Origin of the sequence: Agrobacterium sp. 22094 (assembly GCF_052046015.1) — a bacterium.
In the GTDB taxonomy this organism is placed as follows: Bacteria; Pseudomonadota; Alphaproteobacteria; order Rhizobiales; family Rhizobiaceae; genus Agrobacterium; species Agrobacterium cavarae.
The window spans coordinates 268,236-282,869 of sequence record NZ_JBQEPX010000004.1; the positions used below are offsets into that span (position 1 = coordinate 268,236).

At 57.0% G+C, this 14,634-nt stretch carries 11 protein-coding genes; 5 read left to right on the forward strand and 6 right to left on the reverse strand.

From position 1 onward, the window contains the following. Positions 1-183: 183 nt before the first annotated feature. The gene (locus ACTJK5_RS18250) at positions 184-2,310 is read left to right on the forward strand and encodes a TonB-dependent siderophore receptor (RefSeq protein WP_440612955.1); all 2,127 of its coding nucleotides are present in this window, start codon (positions 184-186) and stop codon (positions 2,308-2,310) included. Between the two features lie 35 nt (positions 2,311-2,345). Here ACTJK5_RS18250 and ACTJK5_RS18255 read toward each other — a convergent pair whose 3' ends face one another. From ACTJK5_RS18255 to ACTJK5_RS18265, 3 genes are all read right to left on the reverse strand, one after another. Continuing rightward, a complete protein-coding gene (locus ACTJK5_RS18255) occupies positions 2,346-3,245 on the reverse strand; it encodes a helix-turn-helix transcriptional regulator (protein ID WP_440612956.1) in 900 nt (299 codons plus the stop codon). A gap of 216 nt (positions 3,246-3,461) precedes the next feature. Next, on the reverse strand, positions 3,462-4,880 hold the full coding sequence (locus ACTJK5_RS18260) for an ATP-binding protein (RefSeq protein ID WP_440612957.1): 1,419 nt from the start codon (positions 4,878-4,880) through the stop codon (positions 3,462-3,464). After that, positions 4,881-5,546, reverse strand: a complete 666-nt coding sequence (locus tag ACTJK5_RS18265; RefSeq protein ID WP_112520310.1) for a response regulator — start codon at positions 5,544-5,546, stop codon at positions 4,881-4,883. A gap of 265 nt (positions 5,547-5,811) precedes the next feature. Here ACTJK5_RS18265 and ACTJK5_RS18270 point away from each other — a divergent pair, with 265 nt between their 5' ends. The 3 genes from ACTJK5_RS18270 (at position 5,812) to ACTJK5_RS18280 (ending at position 9,111) form a co-directional block, all read left to right on the forward strand. Continuing rightward, positions 5,812-7,110, forward strand: coding sequence for an MFS transporter (locus ACTJK5_RS18270; protein ID WP_113273354.1), 1,299 nt, complete (start codon positions 5,812-5,814; stop codon positions 7,108-7,110). A gap of 250 nt (positions 7,111-7,360) precedes the next feature. After that, positions 7,361-8,179 (forward strand): alpha/beta fold hydrolase, encoded by an 819-nt coding sequence (locus ACTJK5_RS18275; protein WP_440612958.1) that lies wholly within the window; start codon positions 7,361-7,363, stop codon positions 8,177-8,179. Between the two features lie 254 nt (positions 8,180-8,433). Beyond that, positions 8,434-9,111, forward strand: a complete 678-nt coding sequence (locus ACTJK5_RS18280; protein WP_082447398.1) for a YciE/YciF ferroxidase family protein — start codon at positions 8,434-8,436, stop codon at positions 9,109-9,111. 299 nt (positions 9,112-9,410) lie between these two features. Here ACTJK5_RS18280 and ACTJK5_RS18285 read toward each other — a convergent pair whose 3' ends face one another. Beyond that, entirely contained in the window at positions 9,411-10,586 is a 1,176-nt protein-coding gene (locus ACTJK5_RS18285) for an AAA family ATPase (protein ID WP_440612959.1), read from the reverse strand. Between the two features lie 526 nt (positions 10,587-11,112). On the opposite strand from ACTJK5_RS18285, the gene ACTJK5_RS18290 reads away from it, so the two are divergent. Further along, positions 11,113-12,249, forward strand: a complete 1,137-nt coding sequence (locus tag ACTJK5_RS18290) for a polysaccharide biosynthesis/export family protein (protein ID WP_440612960.1) — start codon at positions 11,113-11,115, stop codon at positions 12,247-12,249. Positions 12,250-12,290: 41 nt separating this feature from the next. Here ACTJK5_RS18290 and ACTJK5_RS18295 read toward each other — a convergent pair whose 3' ends face one another. Both ACTJK5_RS18295 and tagF read right to left on the reverse strand, forming a co-directional pair. Further along, positions 12,291-13,199, reverse strand: a complete 909-nt coding sequence (locus ACTJK5_RS18295; protein ID WP_440612961.1) for a protein kinase domain-containing protein — start codon at positions 13,197-13,199, stop codon at positions 12,291-12,293. Beyond that, positions 13,174-14,595, reverse strand: a complete 1,422-nt coding sequence (gene tagF / locus ACTJK5_RS18300) for a type VI secretion system-associated protein TagF (protein WP_440612962.1) — start codon at positions 14,593-14,595, stop codon at positions 13,174-13,176. Before tagF ends, ACTJK5_RS18295 begins: the two co-directional genes overlap by 26 nt. Between the last annotated feature and the right edge of the window lie 39 nt (positions 14,596-14,634).

Below are 14,634 nucleotides of genomic sequence, written 5' to 3' on the forward strand. Positions count from 1 at the left end.
TTCCGGGGGATTTTACAAAAGAGAGATATATACAATACTGGATTTAATTTATCCAGTTAAAGGGCGTTTGACCGGCGCCAGCCTTCCTTCGCATCCCATGTGCGGGTGGCGCGATGTCGGTCGGCTCCAGACGATGACCAGGTCATTGGCGGAGTATCGGAACGCCAATGACTGGATGAAAGCATGATCAGCGCCATTCCCTCCCACAGCAAGACACAAGCCCTCCTGCGATATCGCACCGCAACCCTTCTTGGCTGCACGGCAGTCATCGCATTGCTGCCGGCATTCGCATTGGCGCAGGAGACGAACGGCGATGCGACAGTGCTGGAGACAATTACCATCCAGGGAAGTGGCCAGTCGGACAATGACTCCAGGTCAATTGTCGCGGAACGATCAAGTGCCGTCGGCAAGATGCCGGGCGAAATCTTCACCACGCCTGCGACGGTCTCGGTAGTGACCTCCAAGGAAATCGAACAGCGCAAGGCCGATAGCATCGAACAGGTGGTGCAATATACCGCTGGCGTAACAACCGACTACTATGGCTCGGACGAGCGCTACGACTACGTCAAGATTCGCGGCTTTACGCCCTTCACCTATCGCGATGGCCTGATGGTAGGTCGCACCTGGACCGGCGTGAAGGAAGAACCCTATGGCTTTGAGCGTGTGGAAGTGCTGAAGGGTGCCAACTCCACGGGCTTTGGCGTTTCAGACCCGGGTGGTGCAATCAACTATGTGACGAAGAAGCCGCGCAGCGAGCGCTTCGGCGAAATATACGGCACCACGGGCTCTTACGCACACAAGGAGGCGGGCTTCGATTTTGGTGACAACCTGACCGAAGACGATACGCTGTCCTACCGGCTGACGGGGAAATTCGAGCGCTCGGACGGTGAGTTCGACTTCTCGAACAATGATGAGAACTTCGTTCAAGGTGGCCTGACATGGCGGCCGACCGATGCGACCTCACTGACCTTCGTGTTCGACCATCTGGACCGTGATGGCACGCCAAGCAGCGGCGGTCACCCACTCTCCACAGACTTCAACCGCGACCGCTTCTTCGGCGAGCCGTCCTACAACTACGACACGACGAACCGGAACACCTACTCCGTCATGTTGGAGCACGATTTCGGCAATGGTCTGTCGTTCGGCTCCAACACGCGCTACAGCAAGTCGAGAAACGGCTTTGGCTACACCTACATCTATGACACCTTGGGTGCAGGCGATTCCGCAGATACCATGGTCAAGCGCGACTACTTCGGCAGCGACGGTTCGGCTGAGCATTTCATTACAGATGCCCATCTCCTTTACGAAACCGAGTTTGAGCAGGTTGAAAGCCGCACCTTGGTCGGGGCCGATTACAGCAACTTCAATTCTCGAGGCGCCAACTATTATACTGCTGCACCACAGATTGATTTTGCAAATCCCGTTTTTGCAGGCGGGCCCGGTCCGCTCGCGCCGTTCAGCAGCTCGAAAAAGGATCAGGTCAATGGCGGGATCTACCTGCAGCAGGACCTGGTTTTCAACGACCGCCTTACCGCAAGCCTCGGGCTACGCAATGACTGGCTGGATCTCGAGGATAAGAACCTCAACAACGGCACAACCGCGAGTGGCTCCTACAGCGAACTCAGCAAGCGCCTCGGCCTGAGCTACAAGTTGACGGACGAACTCGCTGCCTATGTCAGCTACGCAGAATCAGTGGCCCCGCCAACTTCTGGAAAAGAACCGACCTACGGCAAGCAATATGAGACTGGGATCAAATATCGACCGGGTTCAATGCCGGCCCTCATTACGGCTTCCATTTATGATCTGACGCTGGAAAACATCACCACCTACGAGGCTCCCGTTTACCTGCCGAACACGGTGAAAGAGGTGCGCCACCGGGGCTTCGATCTCGAAGGAAAACTCGAGCTCACGTCCAACGTCAACTTGATCGGTGCCTACTCGTACATCGACTCGAAGATTGTGGACACTGGCGCAACCTATAACGGCAAGAGGTTTGCCCAGGTGCCGGAGCATATGGCATCTCTTTGGAGCACCTACACCTTGGAAGGAAGCGGCGAGCGCGGTGACATGACCTTTGGAGCTGGAGCGCGTTTCACCGGCGTCTACTACTTCGACAACGCCAACACGCGCAAATCGAAGGGAGCGGTGGTCCTCGACGCTTCGTTCTCTTACAATATTCGGGAAAACACCAGCTTCCAGCTGAATGTTAACAACGTCTTCGATGAGAAGCACATTGCGAACAACGACGGCGGTGCACTCTACTACAATCCCGGACGCACCATCTATGCGACGCTCCGTCAGACCTGGTAGGCAGTCATAGTCCCGGTGAAAGCCACCGGGACTTCTCACTCTGAAGGGTGTTTACGTCGCCACGCGGCCGGTGTTTCGCCAGTGAGGCTGCGAAAGACCTTGGTCAGATGCGCCTGATCTGAGAAGCCAAGCTGCGCGCTGATATCGGCGATGCTGACGCTGGTGTCGCTCAGCATGCGTCTGGCAAGATCGATACGCCGTGACAACTGCCATTGCAGCGGAGTCATCTCAGTGGTTTGCTTGAAGACGGTGGCGAACCAACTCTCGGACAGGCCGACGACATCCGCCATTTCTCGCACGGTTAGACGTCGACCACCGCAATTCGCAAAGTAGGTTGAAAGCCGGTTCAGTTGAGCTTGGGTCAGGCGGCCGCTTGCAGCAGTCTTTTCCTCGTCAGCCGCATGGAGATCAAGGAGGCCTGTTACAATGCTGCCGACCAAATTCTCTGCAAATGCTGGGTGTCTGGCGCTCTGGTCCAGTTCATCGACAACCAGATTGGCGAGACTGATCAAAGGTCCGGCCTCTTTGAGCTCAACCGGTTTTTTTGAGACGGCACGAGCAGCAGAAGACCCGACGATTGGAGCGATGTAACGCATCAGGCGATCCTGGTGCAGGTGCAAATCAAGGTGCGAAAAACGATGACGCCGCGTAAACTTCGTCCATAACGGCACGCCGGCAGGTACATAAACCGCGGACGCCAATCCCCGTTCGAAACGATCGAAGCGAGACGATTGATCGGAAACGCGGATATGGCTGCTGACTTCCTTGAAGAACAGCATGATGCGGGGGTCTGGCGAAAGGTAATATCCACTTGCGCCCGCGTGACCTTCAGCCTCCCAGTGCACACCGACGATGCCATCCAGTGAACGCCACCTTGGAGGTGAAACGGCATGGATGCCTTGGATTTCGGTTTGCATTGCGTGAAGATATGTCACCGCACACGCCTTTCAGCCTGTCGCCAAATTCTAAGAACTGGATAAGACGTCACTTCTGGACACAAAAATCCGGCCCGTCAACAAATTATGAGGAGAATTCTCAACATATCTTGGGTGACAGAACGCAGGTTATGTCATCCCGGATACTCAGAGGTGGCATTCTAGATCTGGCGAGATCGCCGATGCGCTATCCCTTGCCACTATAGGCTCTCGTGGTCAGTCCGGCGACTTCGTTTGAGAGAGCCGCAGGCTGAGCCGGGCGCACAAGCCGCGGCCTGAAGCGGTGTCGCTGAGAGTGATCAAGCCGCCGTGGAGGTCGGCGATCCGACGCGCGATTGCAAGACCAAGACCTGAACCCGGCTTCGCGTTGCCACGGGCAATCTGGTAGAAGCGTTGGAAGACACGACTACGCTCTTCCTCGGGAATACCCGGCCCTTCATCCTCAACTGCGATTGTTCCCGTCGCCGCCTCCGCTCTTGCGCGCACAGTGACGCAATCGCCGTCTGCACTATGGGCAATCGCATTTTCGACAAGGTTGGCGATGATTTCCTTGATAAGAAGTGGATTTCCCGTGACGTTGATGGGATCGTCGGGCGCATCAAGCACGATATCAATATTGCGGTTCAGAGCTTCAGGCGCTTGCTCTGCCAGGACGTCGGCCGCAAGTCGGCTGAGGTCGACGCGCTGATCGAGATCGACCGTGTCGTTCTTGGAATCGACGCGCGCTAGCACGATCAATTGCTGAAGCATGCGTTGCAGGCGGGTGACGCCGTTCTGCGCTTCGCTCAGTGTTGCGAGAAGATTGTCCTGGCCCGCGGCCTGCCGTTGCAGAAGTTCCAGATGCAGCTTGATGCCCCCTAGTGGCGAGCGCAACTGATGGGAGGCATCTGCAGTAAAATCGCGCACACCGGCAATCGTTTCATCCAGGCGCTCCATCAATGTATTGATCGCTGAAACGAGATCCACAGCCTCTTCCGGCACCGGCGCGGTATCGATGCGGGCAAAGGGAACAGCGCCGGGGGAAGCTCGCCCCAAAAGCTCCTGACTGATCTCGGTGAGCGGTAGAAGCCCGCGCAGAATGGCCATGTAAGAGAGAATGGCAGCAGCACTGAGGAGGACGGCCTCGAAAAGGACGAGGACCACTAGCATCCGTGCCTCCATATTGAGTCGGCTGTTAAGGGTCTCTGCCATTCTGAAGGTAAGGGGCTGCCCAAAGCCCTCAATGATGCGGCGCGTTATCGCAACGCGCACCTGGTTGTTATCCAGATCGGCCGGTACATGCACAATTCGGTCGAGTGGTGCGGTTCCCGTGTCCAGTGCGCAAAGATCCCGATCGCCGCGCTGAAAGCCGCCGCCATCTGAAATACAATAGGCAAATGTATCATTCGCATCGTCGCGCAAGATCTCGATAGCGCCCTGTACCAGCGTGTTGTCGAGATGCGCCGGACCCTGCGCGGTCGCGCGGTCGATGATGGAGACGAGTGCTGCATCGAGCAGCCGATCCTGTGTCAGGCTGACAACGCTGTGGATCAAAAAGGCGCCACCGATGCCAAAGACGATCGCCAGCACCGCAACCGGCAGCACCATGTTTTGCAGAAGGCGCCGACGAATGGACGGCGTCGCGCTCGCATTCATTCACTCAACCTCAAGAATATAGCCGACCCCGCGGATTGTACGGATATTGGGGCCGTGTGGCTCAAGCTTCTTGCGCAGGCGGCCGAGATGCAGCTCCACAGCGTTAGGCGTGAGTGCATCGTCGAAGTTCGAAATCGCCGAGGCAAGGCGCTCCTTCTGCACCACCTGCCCAGCGCGGCTGAGAAGAAGGACGAGGACCGAGTATTCTCGTGGACGCAGGAAGAGCGTGCGTCCCGCCAGCGTTACCGTGTTGGAATTGCGATCGATAGAAAGCGCTCCGCAGCTGAGGATCGGGCTCGGCTGATTTTGGCCGCGTCGGACGAGCGAGCGAACACGTGCCTCGAATTCCTCGAGCGCGAAAGGTTTGGTAAGATAGTCGTCTGCTCCAACATCAAGCCCGGCGACCCGGTCGGGGATAGCGTCGCGCGCCGTCAGGATCATCACCGGCGTTGACGAGCCAGCTTGCCGCAGTGCCTTCAGCACCGTGAGCCCGTCCATTTCCGGCAAGCCGAGGTCGAGTACGACGAGCGCATAGTCTTCCTCAAGGGCCGCAGCGAGCCCGTCTCGGCCATTGCTGACACGATCGACCGCGTAGCCGGCGGCCACGAGCGCCGAAACGATCCCGCGCGCCAACGACGGGTCATCCTCCACAATGAGGACCCGCATGCCTTCCTCCCTGGTCATAATTTGCTTCGGCCTAGATCAAGCATGGAGGACGGGTGTGGGACAAGACAATTTCTTGCCGCCCGGGCGCCGTGACAGGATGGTGACAGGAATTCCGATGTAAGCGGTTAGACATCAGTATGGTCAAGCTTTAGGTCGGAGCCCGGCCGTCGCCAAGCGACGTGGACTATTACGACTGATGCACGGCCGTTCGCATGAAGACCGGAGGACCCCAGACGGGGTGAGTCTCATGCAAAGGGAGAAACACATGACAGCAACTACACGCTCATCCCGCGTCGGCACCGTATTGCGCGTAACAAGCGGCAATTTCCTCGAGATGTTCGACTTTTTCCTCGTCGGCATCTATGCCAGCAATATTGCCAAGACCTTTTTTCCGTCGAACAATGAAGTTGCATCACTGATGCTGACCTTCATGACCTTCGGTGCGGGTTTCCTGATGCGACCGCTCGGTGCGATCTTTCTCGGGGCCTATATCGACAAGATCGGCCGTCGCCAGGGCCTTATCGTCACGCTGTGCATCATGGCGCTCGGCACCGTGCTCATCGCCTTCGTGCCCGGCGTCCAGACCATAGGTCTTTTCGCACCGCTTCTCGTTCTCATTGGCCGCCTGCTGCAGGGCTTCTCGGCGGGTGTGGAGCTCGGTGGAGTCTCAGTCTATCTTTCGGAGATGGCAACGCCCGGCAAAAAAGGCTTCTACGTATCCTGGCAGTCTGGCAGCCAGCAGGTTGCCATCATGGTCGCGGCCCTGCTGGGCTACGCGTTGAATTCTCTGATGCCGCAGAGCACAATGTCGGAATGGGGTTGGCGGATACCCTTCTTCATTGGCTGCGGCATCGTTCCGTTCCTGTTCTATGTTCGGCGATCGCTTGAAGAGACGCAGGAGTTTGCGGCCCGTCAACATCGCCCCACAATGACGCAGGTATACCAAACGCTGGCGGCCAACTGGGGGATTGTCCTGCTCGGTATGCTGATGGTCGTTATGACGACGGTGTCCTTCTATGCCATCACCGTTTACACGCCGACCTTCGGTAAGACCGTCCTGAAGCTCTCGGAAACCGACAGTCTTCTCGTAACGTTCTGCGTGGCCTTGTCGAATTTTTTCTGGCTGCCGGTCATGGGCTCCGTTTCTGATCGGATCGGTCGAAAGCCTGTCCTCGTGGTCTTTTCGGCGCTCGCGCTGGTGACAGCTTATCCGGTGATCGCCTGGCTCGTAGCCGCACCGAGCTTCGAACGCATGCTGATCGCCGAACTCTGGCTCAGCTTCCTTTATGCCAGCTACAACGGCGCCATGGTGGTTGCGCTAACGGAGATCGTGCCGCCGATCGTGCGGACAGCGGGCTTCTCGCTGGCCTATTCGCTGGCAACCGCGATCTTCGGGGGCTTTACGCCAGCCATCGCCACCTACCTCATTGAGGAGACTGGCGATAAGGCAGCACCGGGTTATTGGCTTGCCTTTGCAGGCGGCTGCGGTCTGGTGGCGACACTTCTCGTCTATCGCAAGGTGACGGACGGCGCACGACCCAGCGCCGTGACCGCCAAAGCGTGACGGGCGAAATCGCAAGAGGCCATGTCCGCGCTTTGTTTTGATCAGTCCCTTTCGCTGAAATTAAGTTTCAGCAGGGGGGCTGATAGAAACGCTTGAGAGCCGTCGTCTTCGCCTTTCAGATCAGAGCGGCTGCAACCGTAACCGCGGGGATCATTCCTAAACCTCCCTTATATGGTGTTCACTTGGTGCAGCGAGGGAACCCTATTTGCATGCCAGACTTTTACCGGTGCACCATTAAGGGAGTTACCAAATGGCATTCATCGAAGCAAAAGATGGGACTAAACTGCACGTCAAGGATATGGGCCAAGGTCGCCCAGTAATCCTCATTCACGGTTGGCCGCTAACTGGCGATATGTTCGAGTACCAGACCGTTGCCCTTTTGGAATCGGGCTTTCGTGTCATCACCTATGACCGTCGTGGTTTTGGCCAGTCGGGACATCCCGCGAGCGGCTACACATACGACACCTTCGCCGACGACCTCGCCGCCGTCGTCGATGGCCTTGAACTCCAAAACGTCAGCCTAGTAGGCTTTTCTATGGGTGGCGGCGAAATAGCCCGTTATCTCTCTCGCCATGGCGCGTCGAAAGTGTCGAAAGCCGTCCTCGTTGCGTCCGTTGCCGGCTACCTTCTAAAGGACGAGAGCAATCCTAACGGTGTCGATGCCAGCGTGTTTGAAGGCATGAAAAAAGACATTCGCAAAGACAGGTTCGACTTCCTGCAAAGCTTTGCCAAGACCTTTTATGGTGTCGGCCTGGTGACCAGCCCGGTCAGCCAGGGAGTCCTGGACTGGTCTTTCGTTCTCGGAGTGATGGCGAGCCCGAAGGCCACAATCGAGTGCGTTGACGCCTTTGCCAAGACCGACTTCCGTCCCGATTTTGCAGCATTTACAATCCCCACGCTCGTGATCCACGGTACGGGTGACAAGACAGTTCCTATCGATCCAACGGGTCGGGCCGCTGCCAATGGTATCGCCGGAGCAAAACTCATCGAGTATGACGGAGAACCTCATGGCCTGTTTGCGACAGTACCTGACCGCTTGAACCAAGACCTGATAGAGTTTCTTGCCTGATGTCGCAGGGTGGGCAGATGGTATGATCTGCCCACCCCATCTATCTCCGACTTCATTTCGACAGATCCACAAAAAGACTTTGAGCTCCTAGCGAGGTCTCACGACACGCGTTGAGCCGCATGTTTGTCGGCCAGTGAAATTCTCCCTAAATTGATTTCGTATGGTGAGAAATTAACTTCGTCGTTCTCTGGAACATCGCCCAATCGCTTTCGTTCTCCCACGCCTATTATAAGGCTCTAAAGGGAGAGAACGAGATGGCGACAGCCGAAAAATCTAGCAAGGAAAATAAGTCTTCGAGAACCGCCGCTAAAAAGACCGCGCGCGCGTCTGGGACCAAAAGTGCGGCTGCGAGCTCCGACGCGCGCAAGAAGCGTGCACAGGCTGTGGCAAGCAAGTCTGCCGCCAAGAAAGCGACGAGCGTCTCCGCGAAGGACGACAAAAGTCTTTCTGACCTTTTCGAGCACGCGCTCGGCGACATTTATTACGCTGAGAAAAAAATCTACAAGTCTTTGCCAAAGATGATTAAGGCAGCGGATCACCCTGAGCTGGTGCAAGCACTGACGTCTCATCGCGAAGAAACTGCCGGCCAGATCGAGAAGCTTGAGGCAATTTTTGAGCTCCTGGGCAAGCGCGCTAAAGCTGAAAAGTGCGACGCTATCGACGGAATTCTGGAAGAGAGTGAAAGCCTCTTGGAGGATTTTGGCTCGAGTGTTGCCGCAGACGCAGCAATCATCTTCAGCTGTCAGGCGATCGAGCACTACGAGATTACCCGCTATGGTTCGATGCGCGCTTTCGCAGACGCGCTCGGCATGGATGAGGCCAAGCAGCACATCGATGACATCCTAGCGCAGGAGAAAGCCGCTGACGCGAGCCTCACGGAACTTGCTGAAGACTCGGTGAATGCCGCCGCAAGCGACTACGACGAAGAGTAATCTCGTCACTCCAACAACGAGGGCTGGTCTGCATTCAGTGCGACCAGCCCTTTCGTCATCTTCCAACACATGAGCAACAAGGCCCAGCATTTATCGCTCTTTCGCCTTCTCTTCGCCACCGGTGCCGCCAGACGACGTCATTGCAAGGGTTGCAGCCCTGCGAATGGAGGAGGGGCATCTGCGTGCCAAAAGCGATATCGGAAATTTCTCATATGATCACAGACGCTTAAAGTGATTTTCTGAAAAGATGCGTGAAGGTTGCTTCTGATTTTTCTCCCCCGGGGAGAAGTGCATGTAGATCACCGGTCGGGCCAGGTCCAAGCTGGGGGCTCGACGTTCGCAACGATCGTTTCGCCGTTTTCCTTCTCCAGTGCCAGCATCTGCGCCCCATGGTGGGAGAGTGCATCAACGAGGGACTTGGCATGGCTCACTACGATGACCTGACTGCGCTCGCTGGCCGATGCAATCATGCGTGCAAGTGGTTCCAACAAGCTCGGATGCAGGCTGCCTTCTGGCTCGTTCAATACCATCAGTTCTGGGGGTCGCGGCGTGTGAAGGGCTGTTGCCAGTGCGATATAACGCAAGGTTCCGTCCGAAAGTTCTGAGGCATCGAGAGGGCGGAGAAGCCCCCGTTGACGCATAGACAGACGAAACAGACCGTCGGCAGCACCGATTTCGACGGACGACCCAGCGAAGGCATCCTCGATCGCTTCGTCGAACGCCGGTCCATTGCCGATCTCCCGCACGGTCTGAATGGCTGGCGCCAGGTCCGAACCATCGGACGCGAGCGCGACCGTGCGCGTTCCGATCCGAGGACTGCGCGCCGGAGCGTCTCGATCAATCCGGAAGTGGTCGTAAAAGCGCCAAGCCCGCATGCGTTCGCGAAGAAGAAGTAGTTCGACCGCATCGGTCGGGTCAGCGGCGCGCATCATCATGCTCTCAAAAGGCGCGAGGTCAGTGACGACAGGCCGCAGGCGACCATTTCTGTCCTGCACCAGAACAGAGGCATTGCTTCTCCGGGCAATGGCATTGTGCCTCGACAGCCTCTCGCCGACCCAGACAGCTTCCGCCTTAACGACCGGATCGTGCCCGAACAGCGACACTTCCTCCCGGTTGGCGCCGGGACCGGGGATAGGAAGACCCAGATCGATCGCATAGCCGTAGTCCTCGGATGCAAATCCAAGACGAAGTGAAATCGGACCGCCGCCGATGTTGTCTTGCATAGGTGACCGCCCTGAGCGCATTGCGACCGAGTAGCCTGATCCTCCTGCCCACATGGTCGATCGCAGACCACCCTCCGCAGCGAGGGAAGCAATTGCCTGACCCTGCGCAACGTCCGCAAGCAGACGTAGCGAACGGTATAGGCTCGACTTTCCGCTTCCGTTTGCGCCCGTTACCACATTCAATCGTTCGAGCGGAAGGACAAGACTGCGAAGTGAACGATAGCCGGATACAGCAAGGGTAATAAGTGCCATGGATGATTTGTAGCATAAAAGAGGTTTGGTTGCATGGGCGTTCACTTCGCTATCAACATGGACGCGTCGGGACACAAGTAGCCCTACGATCGGCTTGGTCGCCTCCATTTTTGGTTAGCGCGCTGCCTGAAGGTCGGGTGCTCGATGCCACGGGCTTCTTTGCTGCTCTTCTCCATCATGCTCATGATAGCATCATCGTCATCTGTCGGACTGGCCCGGCGCGATGGAAATACGGCCCCAGGAGAACAGCGTCCCCGAAGGCACGAAGGTGATAAGCCGATCGGGCAACGGATCAGGTGCGGGAAGACAAAGGAAACTATTACTGGCGAGGCTGGACGAACTGGGGCGGGCCGTGGACGGAGTGCTTGCAGAACTGGCGCCGTTATTGCATGACCCGGAGGTTGCGTGTTCGACACATAAAAGCGGAGATTGAGCGGCATTTTTCAATTTTTGGCTTTAAAGTTATTGCGGGTTCATTCGTTGATGCTATTCCTGCGTGCAGCTGATTCTGTGTTGGGGATTATGGATGAAGAAGATCGTTCCTGTGCTTCTTTTGGCCTTGCTGAGTGCTTGTGCAAGACCTTCTGATGGTCCCACTGCAGGAAACATTAGGTCAGCAACTCTCCCGAATACCAACGAGAAAATTGCGGTCATCGATCTTGCGAATGCTCCTGCTTCGACATCGAACGCGAGTATCATGTCTTACTCTGCTGGCCCCGGTCTCGCCGCATTGCGGAACACAGGATATAACGCTCAGCGTCTGCGGCGCGGAGACGTGGTCGATATCACCGTGCTCGATACGGGCGAAGATGGTCTTTTCTCGTCCACGCAGAGCAAGACGCTCAATCTTGGTCGATTCACCGTCGACCAAAGCGGCAACGTCAATCTGCCATTCGTGGGTAGACAAAGGGTGATCGACTCCACGCCAGAAGGACTGCAGAACCAGGTTGTTGCAGGATTGAAGGGATCTGCCGTTAATCCGCAGGCGGTCGTGACAGTCGTCGACAAGCCGACAAGTGCTGTGATGGTCAGCGGGGCGGTCAAAACACCAGGCAAGATCGCTTTGACGGCGCGACAGGAACGGGTTCTCGATGCGATCAGCCAAGCGGGTGGCCCGGCAGTGGCGCCGGGGGCTGCGACCGTGACGATCGTTCGCGGTCAGCAGAGAGCAAGCGCAACCCTTGATCGGGTGATGCGTGAAGATCGACAGAATGTTCGTTTGTCGCCTGACGATCAAATCATGATTGACGGCGACGCATCCAGTTTTACGGCACTTGGCGCGTTCAAGAGCGCGGGCGAATTTCAATTTGAAACCGGCAAGTTGACGCTTGCCCAGGCGGTTGGTCGTGCAGGCGGTCTTCTTGATGATCGCGCCGACTCGCGCAATGTCTATGTCTTCCGCACTGAAGAGGTGCCGCTCCGTTCGGTCGGTCCGACTGCGTCCAAGGAACGTGCCGAAATTCTAACGCAGAAACGCCCTGTGATTTACCGTGTGAACATGCGTGACGCTTCCAGCATTGCGCTGATGCAGATGTTCCAGATGCAGAAGGGTGATGTTCTCTATGCCAGCAACGCGCCGCTTGTTGATGCCGCCAAGCTGTTGACGGTGTTCCAGAAGAGCATACCGACAGCAGCAGCGCCTCAGCCGGGAAGCGCGAACTGAGCACGTTAGGCTAACCAGCCGGAAGGCGACAGCGCCGACTTTTAGCCTGATATAATGTCCAGAATCTCCCGAGCGCTTTGCGGCCGGTCTTCTGGACGCAACTGGCAGCATTGCTTTATCAATTCGCTCCAGATTGACCTCGGCGCATTTATTTTGCTTGCGAGCTTTTCGGCCAGCTTTCCAATGGCATAGATATCGTGAGACGGATGGGCTTCCTCCCCTTGCAACTGCTCGGGAGCTGCAAATTCTGGCGATCCCGCGCGCTTTATGCCGATATCTCGATGCCTGGACCCTATCGGAATGGCGATGCCGAAGTCTCCAAGCAGCGACTGTTCGAAATCGTCTCCATGCAGGAAAATGTTGTTCGGCGCCACGTCGCAGTGAACAAGGCCCTCTCGATGTATCGTGTCGAGTGCAAGGAGAACGCTTCTCACGATCGTTGAGGCTTCTCGTTCATTGAGCAGTTGCTCTTGTGATAGAGAAGCAAGTGTGAGCGGACGCCATGGCATCACTAATCCCGGTCTGCCATCCTCTAGACGTAACAAGGCTGATGTCTCGAGGATGTTGGGATGCCTGAAACGCAGTCCCATTTCTGCCTCTCGACGCAGGGATTGTGCAATAACAATGTCGTCGCGGCAAGTTGGTCGCAGCGTCTTGAGCGCGTGCGACGTGCCGAGATCGATATGGCGCAGATGCAGGACTTCTGTGCGTTCGCTCGTGAAGGTGACCGTCTCGACAAGGAAGGTGTTTGCGATCCGGCCAAAGTTTTGCGCGTAGATCGTGGATGCGTTTCGGTCGAGCGCGTTGCGGATCTGGTCGAGCAATTCCAATGCATCCTGGGGTGGGCGCAGGCCTTCGTTCCCCTGCTGAATGGCGCGCCAGAGATCGGCATATCGCTGCGCTACCAGGCCCTGATCATTGCTGCTATCTCGGCACACGGTCGTGCCCAATCACGATGGCGCTGATATTGTCTCTTGCGGTCTCGATCAGCGCTTCCTGTATGAGCGCTTCGGCGCAGTCCTCGATCTTGGTTTCGGACAGAAGTTCAGCGACCACCCGTTCCTTCAGTTGCTGGACGAGCGGAAAACTGCAGAGCAGCAACCTGTCGCTCCACCCCCAGTTTTCCCGAATAATGTCGGGCCGGAATTGCTGCGAGTGCCCGATATATTGCGCCAAAGTTCTTTTCATTCCGACAATCACGTGGTCGCGTGTCAGCGGATGCATGGTTCCATCCCTCAAAAGATAGGCTCGCGCATCGCCCGACCACAAGACGGTGATCGTCTGATCGAAGATTGATGCCGCAACGACGCTTGCTCCCGGACGCAAAGCGCCTTCGCCGACCTGTCGGGACAGAAGGAGACTGTTGACAGTACCGAGTTTCCCTCTGATCGTCTGTGGATCGACGCTATGCTCGCTGCCTGCCGTCACATCGGCAAGAAGGTTTACGGTCAGCCGGGCTGCTTCGGCTGCCGCGTGGCCTTCTCCTATGCCGTCCGCGATGGCAAAGAGCGGAGGTTGACTGGATACGAAGAGCGAGTCCGCGTTGGCCGACAGTTTCGTTCCGGCATGCGTCGCATAGCTGTAGATGATCGGGGTCGACGTAACAGGTTTCGCTGCAAGCGGGAGAGCAACCGGCGCTTTGGGCGCAAGTGTCGGGGACTTGGCCGCGCCCACTTGCTGCTGCTTTTCGGAGTGAGGGGCAGGCTCTGGCGGAAGCTTGTTATCCTGGAAAAGCTTGATGAAATCTGCCGTGCCGGGCCTGCCGTCCAGCTTCACGCCCTTCGGGCGGCGGGTTTCCGCGTCGATCTGCCACCAGAGGCTCGTCGGTTTGTCGCGGTTGTGTGTCGGAACTGGAGCATCATCGTCCTCCTTGGGTTTGGGGAGGCGAAGCCGCTTGATCGCTGTGGTGAAGCGGTTCATGTCGAAATCCTCGGACATCGAGGTTTCAGCCAGAGCCTCTGCAGCCATGAACCAGGTTTCGTCAAGATAAAGCGTTCTTGGGTGCAGTCGAAATCTGGCAAGTTGCGCCAGAACCACCAGCGGATATCTTCGACCGACGCGGTCCCGGCTCGGCAGCAAGACGCCGACATAGGCGGCATCGCCCCACACGCCGATCTCGGAGATAAATCGCGTCGGCGGCGCGTTGGAAAAAACGGAGGACCAACGCGCACCGTATTGGTCGGCGCATGCGTGCATGCCAGCTCTTAGCCACTCATCCAGTCTTGTTATGAACTCACGGTCCAGGCCCTCGGAAATGAAATCTCCGTGGCTTGGTACTTTGCCGAAAAAGCCGATACGGTCGCTGTCCGACGCCGCAACGGCCGGCTTTGGATCTGGCTTAGTCATCAGCCAGGCGTGATCTGTCTTCGGTTGTTGCCGTCATTG

What these genes read in the sequence shown, in the direction of transcription:
- ACTJK5_RS18250 (WP_440612955.1), top strand. Translation starts at nt 184, where the DNA reads ATGATCAGCGCCATTCCCTCCCACAGCAAGACACAAGCCCTCCTGCGA.
- ACTJK5_RS18260 (WP_440612957.1), bottom strand. Translation starts at nt 4,880, where the DNA reads ATGAATGCGAGCGCGACGCCGTCCATTCGTCGGCGCCTTCTGCAAAAC.
- ACTJK5_RS18265 (WP_112520310.1), bottom strand. Translation starts at nt 5,546, where the DNA reads ATGCGGGTCCTCATTGTGGAGGATGACCCGTCGTTGGCGCGCGGGATC.
- ACTJK5_RS18270 (WP_113273354.1), top strand. Translation starts at nt 5,812, where the DNA reads ATGACAGCAACTACACGCTCATCCCGCGTCGGCACCGTATTGCGCGTA.
- ACTJK5_RS18275 (WP_440612958.1), top strand. Translation starts at nt 7,361, where the DNA reads ATGGCATTCATCGAAGCAAAAGATGGGACTAAACTGCACGTCAAGGAT.
- ACTJK5_RS18280 (WP_082447398.1), top strand. Translation starts at nt 8,434, where the DNA reads ATGGCGACAGCCGAAAAATCTAGCAAGGAAAATAAGTCTTCGAGAACC.
- ACTJK5_RS18285 (WP_440612959.1), bottom strand. Translation starts at nt 10,586, where the DNA reads ATGGCACTTATTACCCTTGCTGTATCCGGCTATCGTTCACTTCGCAGT.
- ACTJK5_RS18290 (WP_440612960.1), top strand. Translation starts at nt 11,113, where the DNA reads ATGAAGAAGATCGTTCCTGTGCTTCTTTTGGCCTTGCTGAGTGCTTGT.
- tagF (WP_440612962.1), bottom strand. Translation starts at nt 14,595, where the DNA reads ATGACTAAGCCAGATCCAAAGCCGGCCGTTGCGGCGTCGGACAGCGAC.